The organism is Bacillus sp. DJP31 (genome assembly GCF_049310945.1).
GTDB lineage: Bacteria > Bacillota > Bacilli > Bacillales > SA4 > Bacillus_BS.
On record NZ_JBMERO010000002.1, the window covers coordinates 67,974 to 84,398 of the forward strand.

At 39.0% G+C, this 16,425-nt stretch carries 14 protein-coding genes; 1 reads left to right on the forward strand and 13 read right to left on the reverse strand.

Going from position 1 to position 16,425, the window contains the following annotated elements:
- Window positions 1-28 precede the first annotated feature (28 nt).
- A complete protein-coding gene (locus tag ACOI1C_RS02780; RefSeq protein WP_422507789.1) occupies window positions 29-952 on the forward strand; it encodes a Na/Pi symporter in 924 nt (307 codons plus the stop codon).
- A 47-nt stretch (window positions 953-999) separates the two neighbouring features.
- Here ACOI1C_RS02780 and deoC read toward each other — a convergent pair whose 3' ends face one another.
- From deoC to gpr, 13 genes are all read right to left on the reverse strand, one after another.
- A complete protein-coding gene (gene deoC, locus ACOI1C_RS02785) occupies window positions 1,000-1,671 on the reverse strand; it encodes a deoxyribose-phosphate aldolase (protein ID WP_422507791.1) in 672 nt (223 codons plus the stop codon).
- Between the two features lie 566 nt (window positions 1,672-2,237).
- Window positions 2,238-3,602, reverse strand: a complete 1,365-nt coding sequence (gene mtaB / locus ACOI1C_RS02790) for a tRNA (N(6)-L-threonylcarbamoyladenosine(37)-C(2))-methylthiotransferase MtaB (protein WP_422507793.1) — start codon at window positions 3,600-3,602, stop codon at window positions 2,238-2,240.
- A gap of 1 nt (window position 3,603) precedes the next feature.
- Complete coding sequence (locus tag ACOI1C_RS02795) at window positions 3,604-4,362, reverse strand: 16S rRNA (uracil(1498)-N(3))-methyltransferase (protein WP_422507795.1); 759 nt, start codon at window positions 4,360-4,362, stop codon at window positions 3,604-3,606.
- 94 nt (window positions 4,363-4,456) lie between these two features.
- Window positions 4,457-5,404: a 50S ribosomal protein L11 methyltransferase gene (gene prmA, locus ACOI1C_RS02800; RefSeq protein ID WP_422507797.1), complete on the reverse strand. Its 948-nt coding sequence runs from the start codon at window positions 5,402-5,404 to the stop codon at window positions 4,457-4,459.
- 21 nt (window positions 5,405-5,425) lie between these two features.
- Window positions 5,426-6,547, reverse strand: a complete 1,122-nt coding sequence (gene dnaJ, locus ACOI1C_RS02805) for a molecular chaperone DnaJ (RefSeq protein ID WP_422507799.1) — start codon at window positions 6,545-6,547, stop codon at window positions 5,426-5,428.
- Between the two features lie 158 nt (window positions 6,548-6,705).
- On the reverse strand, window positions 6,706-8,532 hold the full coding sequence (dnaK, locus tag ACOI1C_RS02810) for a molecular chaperone DnaK (RefSeq protein ID WP_422507801.1): 1,827 nt from the start codon (window positions 8,530-8,532) through the stop codon (window positions 6,706-6,708).
- 35 nt (window positions 8,533-8,567) lie between these two features.
- Entirely contained in the window at window positions 8,568-9,158 is a 591-nt protein-coding gene (gene grpE / locus ACOI1C_RS02815; RefSeq protein WP_422507803.1) for a nucleotide exchange factor GrpE, read from the reverse strand.
- Window positions 9,159-9,251: 93 nt separating this feature from the next.
- A complete protein-coding gene (gene hrcA, locus ACOI1C_RS02820) occupies window positions 9,252-10,286 on the reverse strand; it encodes a heat-inducible transcriptional repressor HrcA (RefSeq protein WP_422507805.1) in 1,035 nt (344 codons plus the stop codon).
- A gap of 109 nt (window positions 10,287-10,395) precedes the next feature.
- The gene (gene hemW / locus ACOI1C_RS02825; protein ID WP_422508159.1) at window positions 10,396-11,535 is read right to left on the reverse strand and encodes a radical SAM family heme chaperone HemW; all 1,140 of its coding nucleotides are present in this window, start codon (window positions 11,533-11,535) and stop codon (window positions 10,396-10,398) included.
- Between the two features lie 69 nt (window positions 11,536-11,604).
- On the reverse strand, window positions 11,605-13,446 hold the full coding sequence (gene lepA / locus ACOI1C_RS02830; RefSeq protein ID WP_422507806.1) for a translation elongation factor 4: 1,842 nt from the start codon (window positions 13,444-13,446) through the stop codon (window positions 11,605-11,607).
- 223 nt (window positions 13,447-13,669) lie between these two features.
- Window positions 13,670-14,017, reverse strand: coding sequence for a YqxA family protein (locus tag ACOI1C_RS02835; protein WP_422507808.1), 348 nt, complete (start codon window positions 14,015-14,017; stop codon window positions 13,670-13,672).
- A gap of 20 nt (window positions 14,018-14,037) precedes the next feature.
- Complete coding sequence (gene spoIIP / locus ACOI1C_RS02840; protein WP_422507810.1) at window positions 14,038-15,222, reverse strand: stage II sporulation protein P; 1,185 nt, start codon at window positions 15,220-15,222, stop codon at window positions 14,038-14,040.
- 77 nt (window positions 15,223-15,299) lie between these two features.
- The gene (gpr, locus tag ACOI1C_RS02845; RefSeq protein WP_422507812.1) at window positions 15,300-16,412 is read right to left on the reverse strand and encodes a GPR endopeptidase; all 1,113 of its coding nucleotides are present in this window, start codon (window positions 16,410-16,412) and stop codon (window positions 15,300-15,302) included.
- Between the last annotated feature and the right edge of the window lie 13 nt (window positions 16,413-16,425).

A 16,425-nucleotide genomic window follows, 5' to 3' on the forward strand; every position in this document is an offset into this window, starting at 1 on the left:
GTCCATAAGATAAACTAGAGGTGAGTCTATGTCCATAGATATCATATGGTTCGTTGTGTTTATAGCAATATTTATGTTTGGCTTGACTATTATGAGGTCTGGTTTAAATCGTCTTGCAACTGATCAAGTAAAAGAGAAGCTATTGCTCCTAACGAATAACCCTTTGCAAGGGCTTCTCATTGGAATGCTAATTACGGCCGTTTTACAAAGTAGCTCGGCTGTCATGGTGATTACCATCGGTTTTGTTTCAGCAGGATTGTTAACCTTTAGAAATAGTATTGGAATTATGCTTGGAGCAAATATCGGGACGACCATTACAGCTGAACTAATGACGATTCAAGTAGGTGAGATGTCATTGCCCATTGTCCTTGTAGGGATCTTGCTCCTTCTAATTCCTAACCGGACTACATTTTCAATTGGGACGGCACTAGTTGGAATAGGATGCATGTTTGTAGCAATGAAAGGATTTACTTTTCTTGCCCATTCAATCTATTCATATTCTATTGTCAAAACGACCCTTCTATATACCAATCACAATGACTTAGCAGGCATACTGCTAGGTGCCTTCTTATCTGCCATTATTCAATCTAGCTCGGCCGTTATTGGAATTTTAATGGGCTTTCTTCATCATCAACATATATCTATAAATGCTGGAATCGCCATCATGCTCGGTGCAAATATTGGTACTTGTGTCACAGCTATATTAGCAAGCATTAGTACAACAGTAGAAGCGAAATGGACAGCCTATGCACATATATGGCTCAATGTTTTTGGGGTCATCCTATTTATCCCCTTTATCAATTTGCTTTCAAAATTCGTTATAACACTTACTCCTGTATTAGAGACACAACTTGCTCATGCGAGTGTGATCTTTAATATTGCATGTTCTCTGCTCGCTTTACCACTAATCAATGTATTTGCTAATTTTATTATGAGCACTTATAAAAAATAGAGCCACACGAGCGTTTGTCTACTCGAGTGGCTTTTACTATGAAAAACTTAGTAACTATTTGTTCCTTTTTCCCCTTTAACAATGGCGATACCAGAGCTAGCGCCAATTCTAGTCGCTCCTGCAGCAATCATTGCATGTGTAGCTTCTGCATCGCGAACACCACCCGAAGCTTTTACTCCGAGAGAAGGTCCTACTGTTTCTCTCATTAAGGAGATGTCTTCTATTGTCGCACCGCCTGTTGAAAAGCCTGTTGAAGTTTTCACGAAATCAGTACCAGCACTTACCGCTAGCTTGCAAGCCCGTATTTTCTCTTCTTCAGTTAGTAGTGACGTTTCAATGATTACTTTAACAAGTGCTTTGCCCTTTGCAGCATCTACAACAGCACGAATATCTTGTTCAACGAGTTCGTCATGTTTGTCCTTTAATGCACCTATATTGATGACCATGTCTACTTCTGTAGCTCCATTTTGAATGGCATGGCTTGTCTCGAAGGCCTTTGTGTCAGAAGTTGTTGCTCCAAGTGGAAAACCAATTACAGTACAAACCTTAACTTCTGTACCAGTTAATAACTCTGCTGAAAGTTTAACCCAAGTAGGATTTACACAAACTGATGCAAAATTATAACTTTTTGCCTCTGCACATAACTTTTCAACTTCTGCCCTAGTGGCATCTGCTTTTAATAATGTATGATCTATCATTCTTCCGATATCTACTGCCATTATGTATTCCTCCATGTGTTGAGTGTTGTCCGTACCTCTTCATCATATCATTTCAAGAAATAAATTACGAGAATTCTTTAATCACGGTTAGTATTTTACATTTTGTTGATAACTAACCCGTTAATTTGACAAATTCCTATAGTAACTTACTAAAAACCTCACTCAGTCCTCTTTTTGTTATTGGTTCTTTCTAAAAAGACTGTTGTTTTTTGGAGACTGCTGAAAAAGTCCTTTTTTTAAAAAATATGTGCTAAAATACCTGTTGATTGTAACGAGAGGATGCACCATTCCCCGGGGTGGGCGGTGAGCCTCCTCGGCGTTAACGCCATGCGTGAGTCTCACCTGTCCCACGCATCCCAGCAGGTGCCCTAGCACCATCCGTTCCAATCAACATATACTCCCTAAAATAGCTCATTTTTCGATAGTTTCTACTTTTTCAGTGGCCTCGTTTTTTGATAGGTGTTTGTGAAAGCAACCCAATGCTTAATAAGCTGTTTGGAGCGAAATGTTCGAGACTCCTACTTAGAGCAAATTGTGATCATAAAAAAAAGCCCAAGCAATGGGCTCTATGAACTTAACTTTGTATTATAGTTCTCTAACAACTCGTGTTGTTCCACTACTCTAACAAATTGACCCTCGTTATAGGGATAACCTGCTCTTGTGATTTTCACCTTAACAATTTGGCCAATCATTTCTTCAGTAGCCGGAAATACCACCTTTAAATAATTGTCCGTGTAGCCAACATACAAGCCTCTAGTAGGGTCTTCCTTATAAACTTCTTCAGGAATAACCTCTAGTACTTCATTCTCAAATTGAGAGGCATACTCTTTGGCTAGTTGGTTGGAAAGTTCAATTAAACGATGAACTCGTTCATTTTTCACTTCTTCATTTACTTGGTCTTCCATTCTAGCTGCCGGTGTACCTGTCCGTTTTGAGTAAGGGAATACATGTAGCTCAGAGAATCCGTAATCTTGAATAAAATTGTACGTTTCCATAAACTCTTCTTCCGTTTCACCTGGAAAACCAACAATCACATCTGATGTTACGGCTAACCCCGGTAAAGCCTCACGAAGACGTTCCAAGCGCTCAGCGAAGAATTCCATCGTATATTTTCGACGCATTCTCTTCAGCACGCTGTTTGATCCTGATTGAAGGGGTATATGAAGATGGCGAACAATCTTATCTGATCGATCTAGTACTTCTATCACTTCATCGGTAATTTGACTGGCTTCAATTGAGGAAATACGAATTCTTTTTAGCCCAATTACTCGCGTGTCGAGTGCTTTAAGAAGCATGGCAAAGTTATAATCCTTCATATCCTCACCATATCCACCTGTATGAATGCCAGTGAGGACAATCTCTCTATACCCTGCATCAACGAGCTGCTGGGCTTGTTTAATGACCTCTTCAGGGTCACGAGATCTCATTAGACCACGAGCCCAAGGAATAATACAAAATGTACAAAAATTATTACAGCCTTCTTGAATCTTTAACGATGCACGTGTTCTATCTGTAAAGGCAGGAACCTCTAGTTCCTCATAAACACGTGCCTTCATAATATTTCCAACAGCATTAATTGCCTGACGTTCTTGTTTAAATTGCTCAACATAATCTAGCATCTTTACTCGATCCTGGGTGCCCACTACAATGTCTACCCCTGGAATCGCCATAATTTCAGCTGGAGATGTTTGGGCATAACAACCCGTAACACAAATAACACCGTTAGGATTTTTACGAATTGCACGGCGAATCACTTGACGGCTCTTCTTATCCCCAGTATTTGTAACTGTACATGTATTGATGACATAAACATCTGCCAATTGTTCAAACTCCGTGCGTTCATAGCCAGATTGTTTAAACAACTGCCAAATTGCTTCGGTTTCATAATGATTTACTTTACAGCCTAATGTATGAAAAGCCACTGTTGGCATTTTAGTTCACTCCTTGTAATTCAAAGTGATATGAAATGGCAGATAAAACGTAAAAAGGTGCTGTTTCAGTTCGTAAAATTCTTGGACCGAGTCCACAAGTTACAAAACCCTGACCATTTAATTGCTTTATCTCTTTTTCTGTCAATCCGCCTTCTGGACCAAAGACAACAAGTATCGATTGACCAGGCTTCATCGTATGTAAGAGGCTTGCAAACTGAGATTTCTCTCCAGCTTTTGCAGCTTCCTCAAACGCTACCATTTTATAATCAAACTTCTCACTCAATTTTATTAGTTCTTCAAATGAACATGGTTTCTGAATGGCCGGAATCCTGGTACGGTGTGATTGCTCTGCTGCTTCCTTTGCAATTTTAACCCAGCGATCAAGCTTTTTGTCGCCTTTTTTTTCATCCCACTTCGCAATCGATCGAGCCGCATTAAAAGGGACAAACTGATTACAACCTAGCTCTGTTGCTTTTTGAATAATGAGCTCGAGCTTATCCCCTTTAGGCAGCCCACTCGCAATAATTACGTTAACAGGAAGTTCTTTTGTTTCCTTCAACCATTCTACAATAAGTAGATGAACATCATCATTGGTTAATTTCGTAATTTCACATAGGAAGGATTCACCCAAATCATTACAACATATGATTTGATCTTCTAAATCCATACGCATCACACGGTTAATATGATGGGCATCATCTCCAGTAATGATAAGCTCCTGATTGGAAAACTGTGTGGAAGGAACAAAATATCTTTGCATAATTTCACCCGCTTATTTGGCTATGGTCTGATTAAGGATCATTACTTCTCTAACTATATTTCAAGAAAATAAGAGGAATAGCTATTGCTACCCTCTACTCCTGTAATGGACGTCTCGCAATAAACGATATCCAATCTTCCATTGTCAACGTTTCAACAATTTCGAATCCCGCTTCTAGAAGACCGCTTTTTACATCTTGTTTCTTCTGTTGAATGATACCAGCTGTAATAAAGTATCCACCTGGCTTAACAAGGTGGAAAGCCTCGTGCACAAAACGTAAAATAATTTCTGCTAATATGTTGGCTACAATCACATCTGAGGGCTCTTTTATATCGTTTAAAAGATTATTCTGAGAAACAGTTACACGATTACTGACTTTGTTTAGCTTTACATTGAGAGCGGCTGTTCTGACCGCAATGTCATCTAAGTCATATGCACGAACGCTATTTGCTTCTAGCAGTGCTGCTGCAATACTCAACACCCCAGAGCCTGTTCCAACATCAATAACTGTATCACCAGGCTTCACTGTTTTTTCAAGTGCTTGAATACACATAACGGTTGTAGGGTGTGTCCCTGTCCCAAACGCCATACCTGGGTCTAGTTCAATGATTAACTCATCACTACTAACCTTTTCGTAGATCTCCCATGTAGGAACAATTGTGAACTTTTCTGATATTTTTACAGGATTATAGTATTTCTTCCAAGCCGTTGCCCATTCTTCTTCATTTACTTCACTAATGGTCACTTGGTTATGTCCAATATCAATGTTATAAGTAACGAGGGCGTTGATCGATTCCTTAATTTCTTCTACTGCTTCCCCTAAAAAGCTATTCACTGGTAAATAGGCTTTAACAATGACACCTTCTAGTGGATAATCATCTGGATTGAGCTGGTAGATTTCTCCGAATTGTTGTTCACGTTCCTTAAGTAATTCGCTCGGATCTTCAATGACTACGCCACTTGCCCCTGCCTCATGTAAAATATTTGATACAGGCTCAATTGCTTCATTTGTCGTATGAATACTAATTTCAGACCATTTCATTTTCTACCAACTCCATTCCAGTTATTCTCCTTTAAAAGCACGTTTAACCTTTGCAAAAAAGCTATCATGCTTTTCATCCGGGGCATCTATACCGCTAAGTTCAGTAAACTCTCGGATTAAATCCTTCTGTTTGGCAGAAATCTTTGTTGGTATAATCACACGAATCTGTATATGCTGATCTCCTTGACCATAACCACGCACATTTGGTACACCTTTTCCACGCAATCTGAATTTCATACCTGTCTGAGTTCCAGCTGGAATTTTTAATTTAATCTTCCCATGAATTGTCGGAACTTCAATTTCATCACCTAGCGTTGCTTGAGCAAAGGTTAATGGCATCTCACAATAGATGTCATCTCCCTCACGGTCAAAAAACTCATGTGTTTTGACGCGGAACACTACATATAAATCTCCAGAAGGACCACCATTTGTTCCTGGCTCACCTTGGCCAGTTACTCTTAGCTGCTGTCCATCATCCACACCGGCTGGAATTTTCACGTTGATTGTCTTACGTTTTTTCACCTTTCCAGATCCACTACAGGTCGAACATTTATCCTTAACCATTTTGCCAGTACCACTACAGTAAGTACATACTCGACGATTAACGATGCGACCAAAAGGTGTATTTTGTTCTACATTTAGCTGTCCTGTTCCCTTACAATGTGAACACGTTTCTGGTTTCGTGCCTGGCTTTGCTCCAGAGCCGGAACACGTGTCACATGTTTCCTCTCGAGGAATCTCGATGTTCGTATCTTTTCCAAAGACAGCTTCCTCAAAGTCCAATGTCATCGTGTATTGTAAGTCTGCTCCTTGTCTAGGTGCATTTGGGTCTCGGCTTCTGCGGCCACCCCCACCAAAGAACGTATCAAAAATATCCTCGAAACCACCAAAACCACTGCCACCACCACCACCAAATCCTTGACTCGGATCTGTATGTCCATATTGGTCATATTGGGCACGCTTTTGATCATCACTCAAGACCTCGTTTGCTTCTGATATTTCTGTAAACTTTTCAGTTGCATTGGCTTCTTTATTAATATCCGGATGATATTGTTTCGATAGCTTTCGGTAAGCCTTTTTTATCTCATCTTTTGATGCACCTTTACTAACTCCAAGGACATCATAGTAATCTCGTTTACTCATGACTTTTTCCACTCCCATTTCTACGACTGGAAGATAGACTCCCACATTCACATAAATTATATTGTACCATTTTTTTTTAGAGTTGAGAAATGAAATAATTTTACAAAGAAAAAAGTCAAAGCCAAGACATGCCTGACAATGACCTTCTCTATAGCCTATTATTTCTTCTCTTCGTTTACTTCTTCGAACTCTGCATCTACTACATCATCATCTTGATTTGCTGCACCTTCACCTTGAGCTGCTTGAGCTTGTTTAGCCGCTTCTTCATAAAGCTTCATAGAAAGCGATTGAACAATTTCTTGTAATGCATCTTTTTTGGTGCGGATTTCGTCTAAATTATTTGCTTCAATTGCAGCTTTTAGTGCATCTTTTGCTTCTTCTGCATTTTTCTTATCTTCTTCAGATACCTTGTCATCAAGATCTTTTAGTGTTTTGTCCGTTGTAAACACGAGTTGGTCAGATTCGTTACGGAGTTCAACCTCTTCTTTACGTAACTTATCTGCCTCAGCATTTGCTTCAGCATCCTTAACCATACGTTCCACTTCTTCATCCGATAATCCAGTTGATGACTTGATCGTAATGGATTGTTCTTTATTCGTTCCTAAATCTTTGGCACGAACATTTACAATACCATTTTTATCAATGTCAAATGAAACTTCGATTTGTGGAACACCTCTTTGAGCTGGAGGAATATCTGTCAGCTGGAAGCGACCTAGCGTTTTATTATCAGCAGCCATTGAACGTTCACCTTGTAGGACATGAATGTCAACAGCTGATTGATTGTCTGCAGCAGTTGAGAATACTTGTGACTTACTTGTTGGTATAGTTGTATTACGATCAATAAGTTTTGTGAATACAGAACCCATTGTTTCAATACCTAGTGAAAGCGGTGTAACGTCAAGTAAAACAATATCTTTAACATCTCCTGAGATAACTCCACCTTGAACAGCCGCTCCTAATGCAACTACTTCATCTGGATTCACACCTTTATGTGGCTCCTTACCAGTAGCCTTTTTAATGGCTTCCTGAACAGCCGGGATACGAGTTGATCCACCAACTAAAATGACTTTATCAAGATCTTTAGATGTTAGTCCTGCATCTGATAATGCTTGACGAACAGGTCCCATCGTACGCTCAACTAAGCCTAATGATATTTCGTCAAATTTCGTACGAGTTAGTGATACTTCCAAGTGAAGTGGTCCTGACTCACCAGCCGTGATGAATGGTAATGAAACCTGCGTAGAAGTTACACCAGACAAGTCTTTCTTCGCTTTTTCTGCTGCATCCTTTAATCGTTGCATAGCCATTTTATCTTTAGAAAGGTCAATTCCGTTATCTTTCTTGAACTGCTCTACTAGGTAGTCGATAATTACTTGGTCAAAGTCATCTCCACCAAGACGGTTGTCACCAGCAGTTGACTTTACTTCAAATACTCCATCCCCTAGCTCAAGGATTGAAACGTCAAACGTACCGCCACCTAAGTCATAAACTAGGATTGTTTGTTCTTCGTCAGTCTTATCTAAGCCGTATGCCAGAGCAGCTGCTGTTGGCTCGTTAATAATACGTTCCACTTCTAATCCTGCAATCTTACCAGCATCTTTAGTTGCTTGACGCTCAGCATCATTAAAGTAGGCAGGAACTGTAATAACAGCTCTCGTAACTGGCTCCCCTAAGTACTCTTCTGCATAACCTTTTATATATTGAAGAATCATTGCTGAAATTTCTTGTGGTGTATATTGTGTTCCTTCAACGTCTACTTTATAGCTTGTTCCCATATGACGTTTAATTGAAATGATTGTGTTGGGATTTGTTATTGCTTGACGCTTTGCAACCTCGCCCACTTGACGCTCACCGTTTTTAAATGCTACCACAGACGGCGTTGTACGGTTTCCTTCTGGATTTGGAATTACTTTTGGTTCTCCACCTTCTAAAACTGACACACACGAGTTTGTTGTACCTAAGTCAATACCAATAATTTTACTCAATGATGAAACCTCCCCATAATTTTACTATTTTGATGTTATTGATTTACTTTTACCATTGAAGGTCGAATCACTCGATCCTTTAATTTATAACCTTTTTGGAATTCCTCAACGACTGTATTTGGTTCGAAGTTCGAATCCTCAACCTGCATCACAGCTTGGTGTAGGTATGGATCAAATGATTGACCTACTGATTCGATGACCTCCACGCCTTCCTTCTTTACAGCCTCTTCTAGCTGACGGTATACCATTTCCATCCCTTGAAGAATGGATTTCATTTGATCATTGTCAGTTTCAACCTTAAGTGCTCGTTCAAAATTATCAAGAGCAGGTAAAACATCAGAAACCAGGCTTTGAGCTCTATATTTCTCCCCAGCTTCTTGGTCAAGTCTAACTCGACGTCTGTAATTATCAAAATCAGCTTGAAGACGTAATACTCGATTTTCCTTTTCAACAAGTTCTGCTTCTAGATCAGCTAATTTTTTTCTAGAACTTGTTAACTCATCCTCAACATCAACATCAGTAAATAAAACATTTTCTGAAATAATGGTTTCATCAACTTGTTCCAGATCAGATGCTTCGGTTGATTTGGTAAGTTCTTCTTCTAGAATATCCTTCTCGTTTGTCACTAGTTTCACCTCCCTTAAACGTAGTTTTTATGTAAAGAAGGGATTAATCACCTTCTTTTTGAATTCAAAACTTTATTATTGTACTCATTCGCCTTATTTTTGATACAAGTTCTCTAATACTTTCGTTAAATCTTTAGAAATCAGTTGTAGAATGCTTACAACTCTTGAATATTCCATTCTTGTTGGTCCTAAAATAGCAATTGTCCCTAGTTGCTCACTACCAAAGGAGTAGGTGGCCGTTATTAAACTACAGTCATCCATCGCTTCGTTTTGATTTTCTTTTCCAATCGTAATGTGTATACCCGATTCCTTTGAACGAAGTAATTGATAAATCTCTTTTTCTTGTTCAATGATTTTCAGTATCGACCGCACTTTACTTATGTCATGAAAATCAGGCTGTGAAAGCATATTTATTTTTCCACCATAGAAGACTCGTTCCGGTCGTTTAACTGAAAAAGTCCCTTGGTCTTCTATAGCACCCATTAGATTCTTATAGCTTTTTAAATGGGCTTTAAGGACAGATGCGACTTCTTTGTATATCTTGTCTTGTAGATCTACTATCGGAACACCAATTAAGCGTTCATTTAGAATATTTACAAGCCTTTCAATATCCGAAACATCCATATTCTCTGGAATGGTAAGTGTTCTATGTTCCACATGCCCTGTATCTGTCACAATAATAGCAACTGCAGTGGTAGGACTGATTGGAATAATTTGAATTTGCTTTAGTCGATTATTCGTAACCTCAGGACCTAGCACAATTGAAGTATAATTCGTAATGTCAGAAAGAATTTGTGCTGATTTTTGAACCACTTTTTCCATTTCAACAATTTGTTCTTCAAAAACTGACTGAATTTGAAACAAGTCTTCTTTCAATAGTTGCTGAGGTGCCAATAAATGGTCTACATAAAAACGATACCCTTTTTCAGAAGGAACTCTCCCTGATGAGGTGTGCGTTTTTTCAATAAATCCCTGCTCCTCTAAATCAGCCATTTCATTTCGAATGGTCGCAGAGCTAAAAGTAATCTCACTCTTTTTTGAAAGAGTCCTTGAACCAACAGGTTGAGCGGAACGAATAAAATCATCAATGATAACTTGAAGAATCAAGAGCTGGCGATCCGTTAACATCCAATATCACCTCTGTTAGCACTCAATGCATTCGAGTGCTAAATCTATTAATAAATTATCAAAACTTGTTATAGATGTCAATGCAAAAGCTCTAGGAAAGGAAAACATTTTATACGTTTAAGAAAGATTGAAAGACTTCATTCCCCAATAGCTTTCCTTTTCTAGTTAGAGAAATAGCTTGGTCGTTGGATTGAAGTAAGGCACTTTTCATATTTTCTTCAATTTGTCGACCAAAAACATCTAACAATTCTACCCCGAATTTGTGACTAAAGTGTGAAACCGATACTCCTTCTGTTTTTCGTAGTCCAAGGAAAAGCTCTTCCTCCATTTGTTCACGACTCGTGACAACATGCTCCTCTATAAATGCCATACCATTTTCAGAGACTGAATTCATATACTTTTTTAGTGGTCCAGCATTGGCATATCGAACACCATTTAGATAGCTATGTGCTCCTGCACCAAATCCGTAATATTCCTCGTTGTTCCAATACGTCAAGTTATGCTTACTTTCAAATTCCTTTTTAGCAAAATTACTAATTTCGTATTGTTCATACCCATGCTTATCCATTTGATCCATCAATAGCTCAAACATATTTGCTTCACTGTCTTGTGATGGCAACGGCAGAATTCCTTTTCTCATTAAGTTATAAAACACCGTCTTTGGTTCAATGATTAAGGAGTAGGCGGAAAAGTGTTGAAGTTCTAAAGAAAAGGCTTGATCCAAGGTTTCTTTGAAATCTGCGAGTGTTTGGTTAGGTAAGCTATAAATAAGATCTATACTTATGTTTTCAAATCCAATTTTCCTGGCACGTTCAATCCCCTTAAACACATCATTACTTTCATGTGTTCGGCCAATCTTCTTTAGCAGCTCATTATTAAAGGACTGTACGCCGATACTCAGTCTATTAATGCCTCCTTGCTTTAAGGTTTCTAGCTTCTCTTTTGTTAAATCCCCTGGGTTTGCTTCGATAGTGAACTCAACTTGATCACCTATCACCTGGTAATGCCTATGAATGATTTCGAATAGCTTTTCAAGTTGTACCTCACTCAACGAAGTTGGTGTCCCCCCACCAATAAAAATGGTGTTTATTTTTGAAGTGGGATATCGCTCTAGCGTATTCTTCATTTCTAAATTTAGCGTTTCTAAATAATCATCCACTGGTTGTCCCTTTAAAAACACTTTATTAAAGTCACAGTAATGACAGATTTGGTGACAAAACGGAATGTGAATATAGGCTGCTTGTATCATGGTAAACACTGCTTTCATTTAAAGTTTCTGTTAAACAAAATACCGCAGATTATCTGCGGTATTTTTGTTTTATTTAGTAGGCCCAGAATCATCCATGCGAAGAACAGCCATAAATGCTTCTTGTGGTACTTCTACCGACCCAACTTGCTTCATGCGTTTCTTACCTTCTTTTTGCTTTTCTAATAGCTTACGTTTACGGGAGATATCCCCACCATAACATTTCGCTAATACGTTTTTCCGCATTGCTTTAATTGTTGAACGAGCAACAACCTTTTGACCGATTGTTGCCTGAATAGGTACCTCGAACTGTTGTCTAGGGATTAATTCCTTAAGCTTTTCAACAATAATCTTGCCACGTTCATAGGCTGAGTCATTGTGAACAATAAAGGATAACGCATCCACTTTTTCAGCATTAAGGAGAATATCCATTTTGACAAGCTTAGATTCTTTATAGCCAATCAGTTCATAATCGAATGATGCATAACCTTTTGTATTGGATTTTAATTGATCAAAGAAATCATACACAATTTCTGCTAAAGGTATCTGATACACAATGCTGACACGGTTTGCATCTAGGTATTGCATATCAATGAAATTTCCTCGTTTTCTTTGGCAAAGCTCCATGACGGAACCCACGTAATCATTTGGAACCATCATAGATGCCTTTACGTATGGCTCTTCAACACGATTGATCTTTTGCGGATCAGGCATGTTCGAAGGATTATCAATTTTGAGTTCTTCTCCATCTGTTAAATACACAAGATAAATAACACTTGGAGCCGTTGTGATGAGATCAATATTGAACTCACGCTCGATCCGTTCTTGAATGATCTCCATATGAAGCAAACCTAGGAATCCACAACGGAAACCAAATCCTAATGCTTGAGACGTCTCAGGCTCAAATTGGAGGGCTGCATCATTTAATTCAAGTTTTTCTAACGCATCACGCAAATCGTTAAATCTCGAAGAATCAATTGGATAAAGTCCACAAAACACCATTGGATTTAATTTACGGTAACCAGGTAATGGTTCGGTTGCCCCATTCTTCGCACTTGTAATTGTATCTCCAACGCGAGTATCTCCAACGGTTTTGATTGCTGCTGATAAAAATCCAACATCTCCAACAGTAAGTTCATCCATCATCGTAGCTTTTGGTGTAAACACTCCCACTTCGTTGACTTCAAATTCTTTTCCAGTGGCCATCATTTTTATCTTATCGCCTACTTTAACCGTCCCATCCACTACACGGATATAGGCAACGATTCCTCGGTAAGGGTCATACAAAGAATCAAAAATCAAGGCTTTTAATGGTCCGTCTGGATTCCCTTCTGGAGCTGGAACTTTTACAACAATCTGCTCTAAAATTTCTTCGATCCCAATTCCTGCTTTCGCTGAAGCAAGAACGGCCTCAGATGCATCGAGTCCAATCACATCTTCGATCTCTTGTCGGACTCTTTCAGGCTCTGCATTAGGTAAGTCAATCTTATTAATGACGGGAACAATCTCGAGTTCATTGTCTAAAGCTAGATAAACGTTAGCTAGAGTCTGAGCTTCAATTCCTTGTGCTGCATCAACTACTAGTACTGCACCTTCACATGCAGCTAAACTGCGAGATACCTCATATGTAAAGTCTACATGTCCAGGAGTATCAATGAGATGGAAAATATAATGATTCCCATCCTTTGCTTTATATTGTAATTGTACAGCATTTAATTTAATGGTAATTCCACGTTCACGCTCTAAATCCATTGAGTCTAAAAGCTGATCCTTCATCTCACGAGAGGTTAATGCCCCCGTTTTTTCTAGAATTCGGTCTGCTAATGTTGACTTACCATGGTCAATATGAGCAATGATGGAGAAATTTCTTATACTTGCTTGTCTAATACGACGATCTTCATTACTCTTACTCATGTTTATCACTCCTACAATCTACCAAAACATACATTAAATCTGATTATAGCAATACATTTAGAAAGATTCAATGTAAACAGCATAGAAAAGCGGAAGCACCTTGGTTAACCACAGGCATAGTAAACCTAGAGGGGCTAGGTGCTAGAGCTAGACAAAGGCACTTGTTGAATGTGCCTAAAAAACAGTAAACCTGTGAAGTAGTCACAGGCTTTAGAAGTTTATATTAATTCAATTGAGATAATGCTGCTGAAAGTACATCTAAAAGTTTTTGAAAGAACATGGACACACCGTCTGCAAATTTACTACCTAACGATGAAAAGAGGTTAAAGGCTTCTAAGTCCTCTAATTTTTCTTGTTTGACACGGATATCATGACTGGTCACCTTTTCTCCAAGCAAGGCAGCCTCTAATTCACCTGATGAATCCTCTGTAATTTGAAATGCACCACTAAAATCAGGGTCATCGTAGCCTTTCATTTCTCGTATCCCCTCATTTGCTTGTTGCATCCCTAATAAGACTCCCATAAAGAGAATCGTCAATAACAGAAAGAATTTCAAAGTGAATTTAATCATGATTACCAACACCTTTTTTTCTATTCAGTAGTACCGTTTACCTTTTCGGCTTGCCAGTAGTATTCACTGAATACATCCGCGATTGCAGCAGCAGTAAGATTCAATTCTTCTAAATTATTGTCAACACCACCGAATTCAATTACTAGTGAATTCTCAGATAGATCTTGATTGAATTTACCATTTGTTAGTCTACCTTGCTTAGTAGAAACCCCTCGGCTAAGGCCAGGGTATTTTTTTTCTAGTAGATCATGAAGACTATCTGCAAGCTTTAAATTTTCTTCATATCTTGCATGTTTACCACCTATCACGAAAACAGTTCTTGCATAAGAAGCACCGTTTATATTTACTGTAGTCAGTTCTCTACGCTGAGAGTCACGATGTAAATCGAATAGAAATTGAATATCTTGATTATTAGTCATTGCGCTCTGAACAGTTGGTCTAGAAGCATCATAGGATTTCGCATAAATCCAGCCCTTTTCATTCAGTACTCCAGTAAAATCGGTCTTGTCCAGGTTCGTTCCAATCCCTCTAGCTTCAAGCTCCTCAGAAAGTTTTTGCCCAACAAGTGTAATGTTTGCTGTTGAATGAAAAGCTTCATCTGGGCTTGTTACATCCTTAAGTAGAGGTAGAAACGATTCTCTTGTATGCGTATGATATATAAACACAACCTTTTTTCCTTCTGTACTGTTTACAGGCGGAACTGGTTTCTGATCGTCTTCTCTTTCCACATTGTCGACTGTTTGAACCGCTGCTTCTCGTTCTGCTAATAACACATCCATTGGTGGTGCAGATTCCATCGGCATATTGGTATAGTTTGTCCCACTCCCAGCAACAAGAAGCTCCCCATCAAATAATGCAAATCCAGGAAGTTCTCCGCCTAATAAGCTTCTCGGATCATCAGGGTTGATGTTTGTCGCGCTCTGAAAAATTGTACTCATATAGGTTGGAGGAGTTTGTTCCTCAGGAACGGCCTGCAGGAAGTACCGATTTTCATAACCTAATAAGTAAATAAGCGAACTCTCCGTAAAGCTATTTGTCAATGAATGAACCGAAGATGATGAGATTCGGTATTCTGGTTTTAAGGATGTTAGTATTCCAGTTAATGTAAACATTGTCATGATACAGAAAGCAAAGCCCAGCATTATTTTTATGATGCTTGTCCCATTTAGGGAGATCATTATCCCCTGGTTGCGATTCCAATTCATGCTCCCACTCCTCATTGCTTGTCTACTAAATCATTATGAACAAGCACGACGGAATAGAACCAATATTTCACTATTACTTAATGAGTATAGGCACCTAAGTTATCTTGATCTACTTCGTGATGCAATGCGGCATTTAGACCTCCAGCAATGACATTAGCCATGTCCTCAATGAAAGTATCTACTTCCTTTGGAGTCACCATCAAATTATGACCAATGGGGGCTAGTACTTCATAAATCAACTTTCTCTTTTCATCATCTGGTAGAGTTCCTACAAGTCCCAAGAATGTAGAGCGATCCTTCTCTTTTGGAAGATCCTCATCTGTTAATTGTCGCTTTTCACCAAATGTCATGGACGCAGGCGCTAATGCACGAGAAGGTCGATTCCCTTCTCTCATTTCCTTTCCAAAGTGCTTAAGGATGAAATCAATTGTGTCACTAGTAATAGACACCGCATCGACAACAGTTGGAATACCAATTGCTATTACAGGAATACCAAGAGTTTCTTGGCTCAATTCCTTTCGTTTGTTACCTACTCCTGACCCTGGATGAATGCCTGTGTCCGAAATCTGAATGGTCGAATTTACTCTTTGAATAGACCTAGCTGCTAGTGCATCTATCGCTATCACAAAATCCGGCTTCGTTTTTCCGACGACTCCAAAGATGATGTCACTTGTTTCAATTCCTGTAATCCCCATCACTCCAGGTGTAATTGCACTAACCGATCGAAATCCATCCGCCACATTCTCTGGCTGAAGTTCAAATAAATGCTTCGTAATTAATAAATTTTCAACCGTCATAGGCCCTAAAGCATCCGGAGTAACATTCCAATTTCCTAAGCCCACAACAAGACAGCTAGCATCATCTGCTATTCCTAATTGTTTGATAAACCCGGAGAATTCCTTCGCAAACACCTTTTCAACCACTTGTTGAAGCTCCGTATCCTGTTGGCGAATACCTTGAGTCTCTAATGTTAAATACCTTCCCTTTTTCTTTCCTATTGCACTAGCACCTTGTTCTGTAATTTCCACATACGAAACCTTAATTCCTTGAACATCACGTTCCTTAACAATGACACCTTCGATATCTTCAGTTGTCATTGCCTTTCTTCGTTCTTCCACAACCATCTCTCTTGCTTCAACCGCTAAATCCGTTCTTACTGAATAGAAACTTAAATCAAGCTTTTCACTCAAACTGATTCCCCCC

What these genes read in the sequence shown, in the direction of transcription:
- ACOI1C_RS02780 (WP_422507789.1), top strand. Translation starts at nt 29, where the DNA reads ATGTCCATAGATATCATATGGTTCGTTGTGTTTATAGCAATATTTATG.
- deoC (WP_422507791.1), bottom strand. Translation starts at nt 1,671, where the DNA reads ATGGCAGTAGATATCGGAAGAATGATAGATCATACATTATTAAAAGCA.
- mtaB (WP_422507793.1), bottom strand. Translation starts at nt 3,602, where the DNA reads ATGCCAACAGTGGCTTTTCATACATTAGGCTGTAAAGTAAATCATTAT.
- ACOI1C_RS02795 (WP_422507795.1), bottom strand. Translation starts at nt 4,362, where the DNA reads ATGCAAAGATATTTTGTTCCTTCCACACAGTTTTCCAATCAGGAGCTT.
- prmA (WP_422507797.1), bottom strand. Translation starts at nt 5,404, where the DNA reads ATGAAATGGTCTGAAATTAGTATTCATACGACAAATGAAGCAATTGAG.
- dnaJ (WP_422507799.1), bottom strand. Translation starts at nt 6,547, where the DNA reads ATGAGTAAACGAGATTACTATGATGTCCTTGGAGTTAGTAAAGGTGCA.
- hrcA (WP_422507805.1), bottom strand. Translation starts at nt 10,286, where the DNA reads ATGTTAACGGATCGCCAGCTCTTGATTCTTCAAGTTATCATTGATGAT.
- hemW (WP_422508159.1), bottom strand. Translation starts at nt 11,535, where the DNA reads ATGATACAAGCAGCCTATATTCACATTCCGTTTTGTCACCAAATCTGT.
- lepA (WP_422507806.1), bottom strand. Translation starts at nt 13,446, where the DNA reads ATGAGTAAGAGTAATGAAGATCGTCGTATTAGACAAGCAAGTATAAGA.
- ACOI1C_RS02835 (WP_422507808.1), bottom strand. Translation starts at nt 14,017, where the DNA reads ATGATTAAATTCACTTTGAAATTCTTTCTGTTATTGACGATTCTCTTT.
- spoIIP (WP_422507810.1), bottom strand. Translation starts at nt 15,222, where the DNA reads ATGAATTGGAATCGCAACCAGGGGATAATGATCTCCCTAAATGGGACA.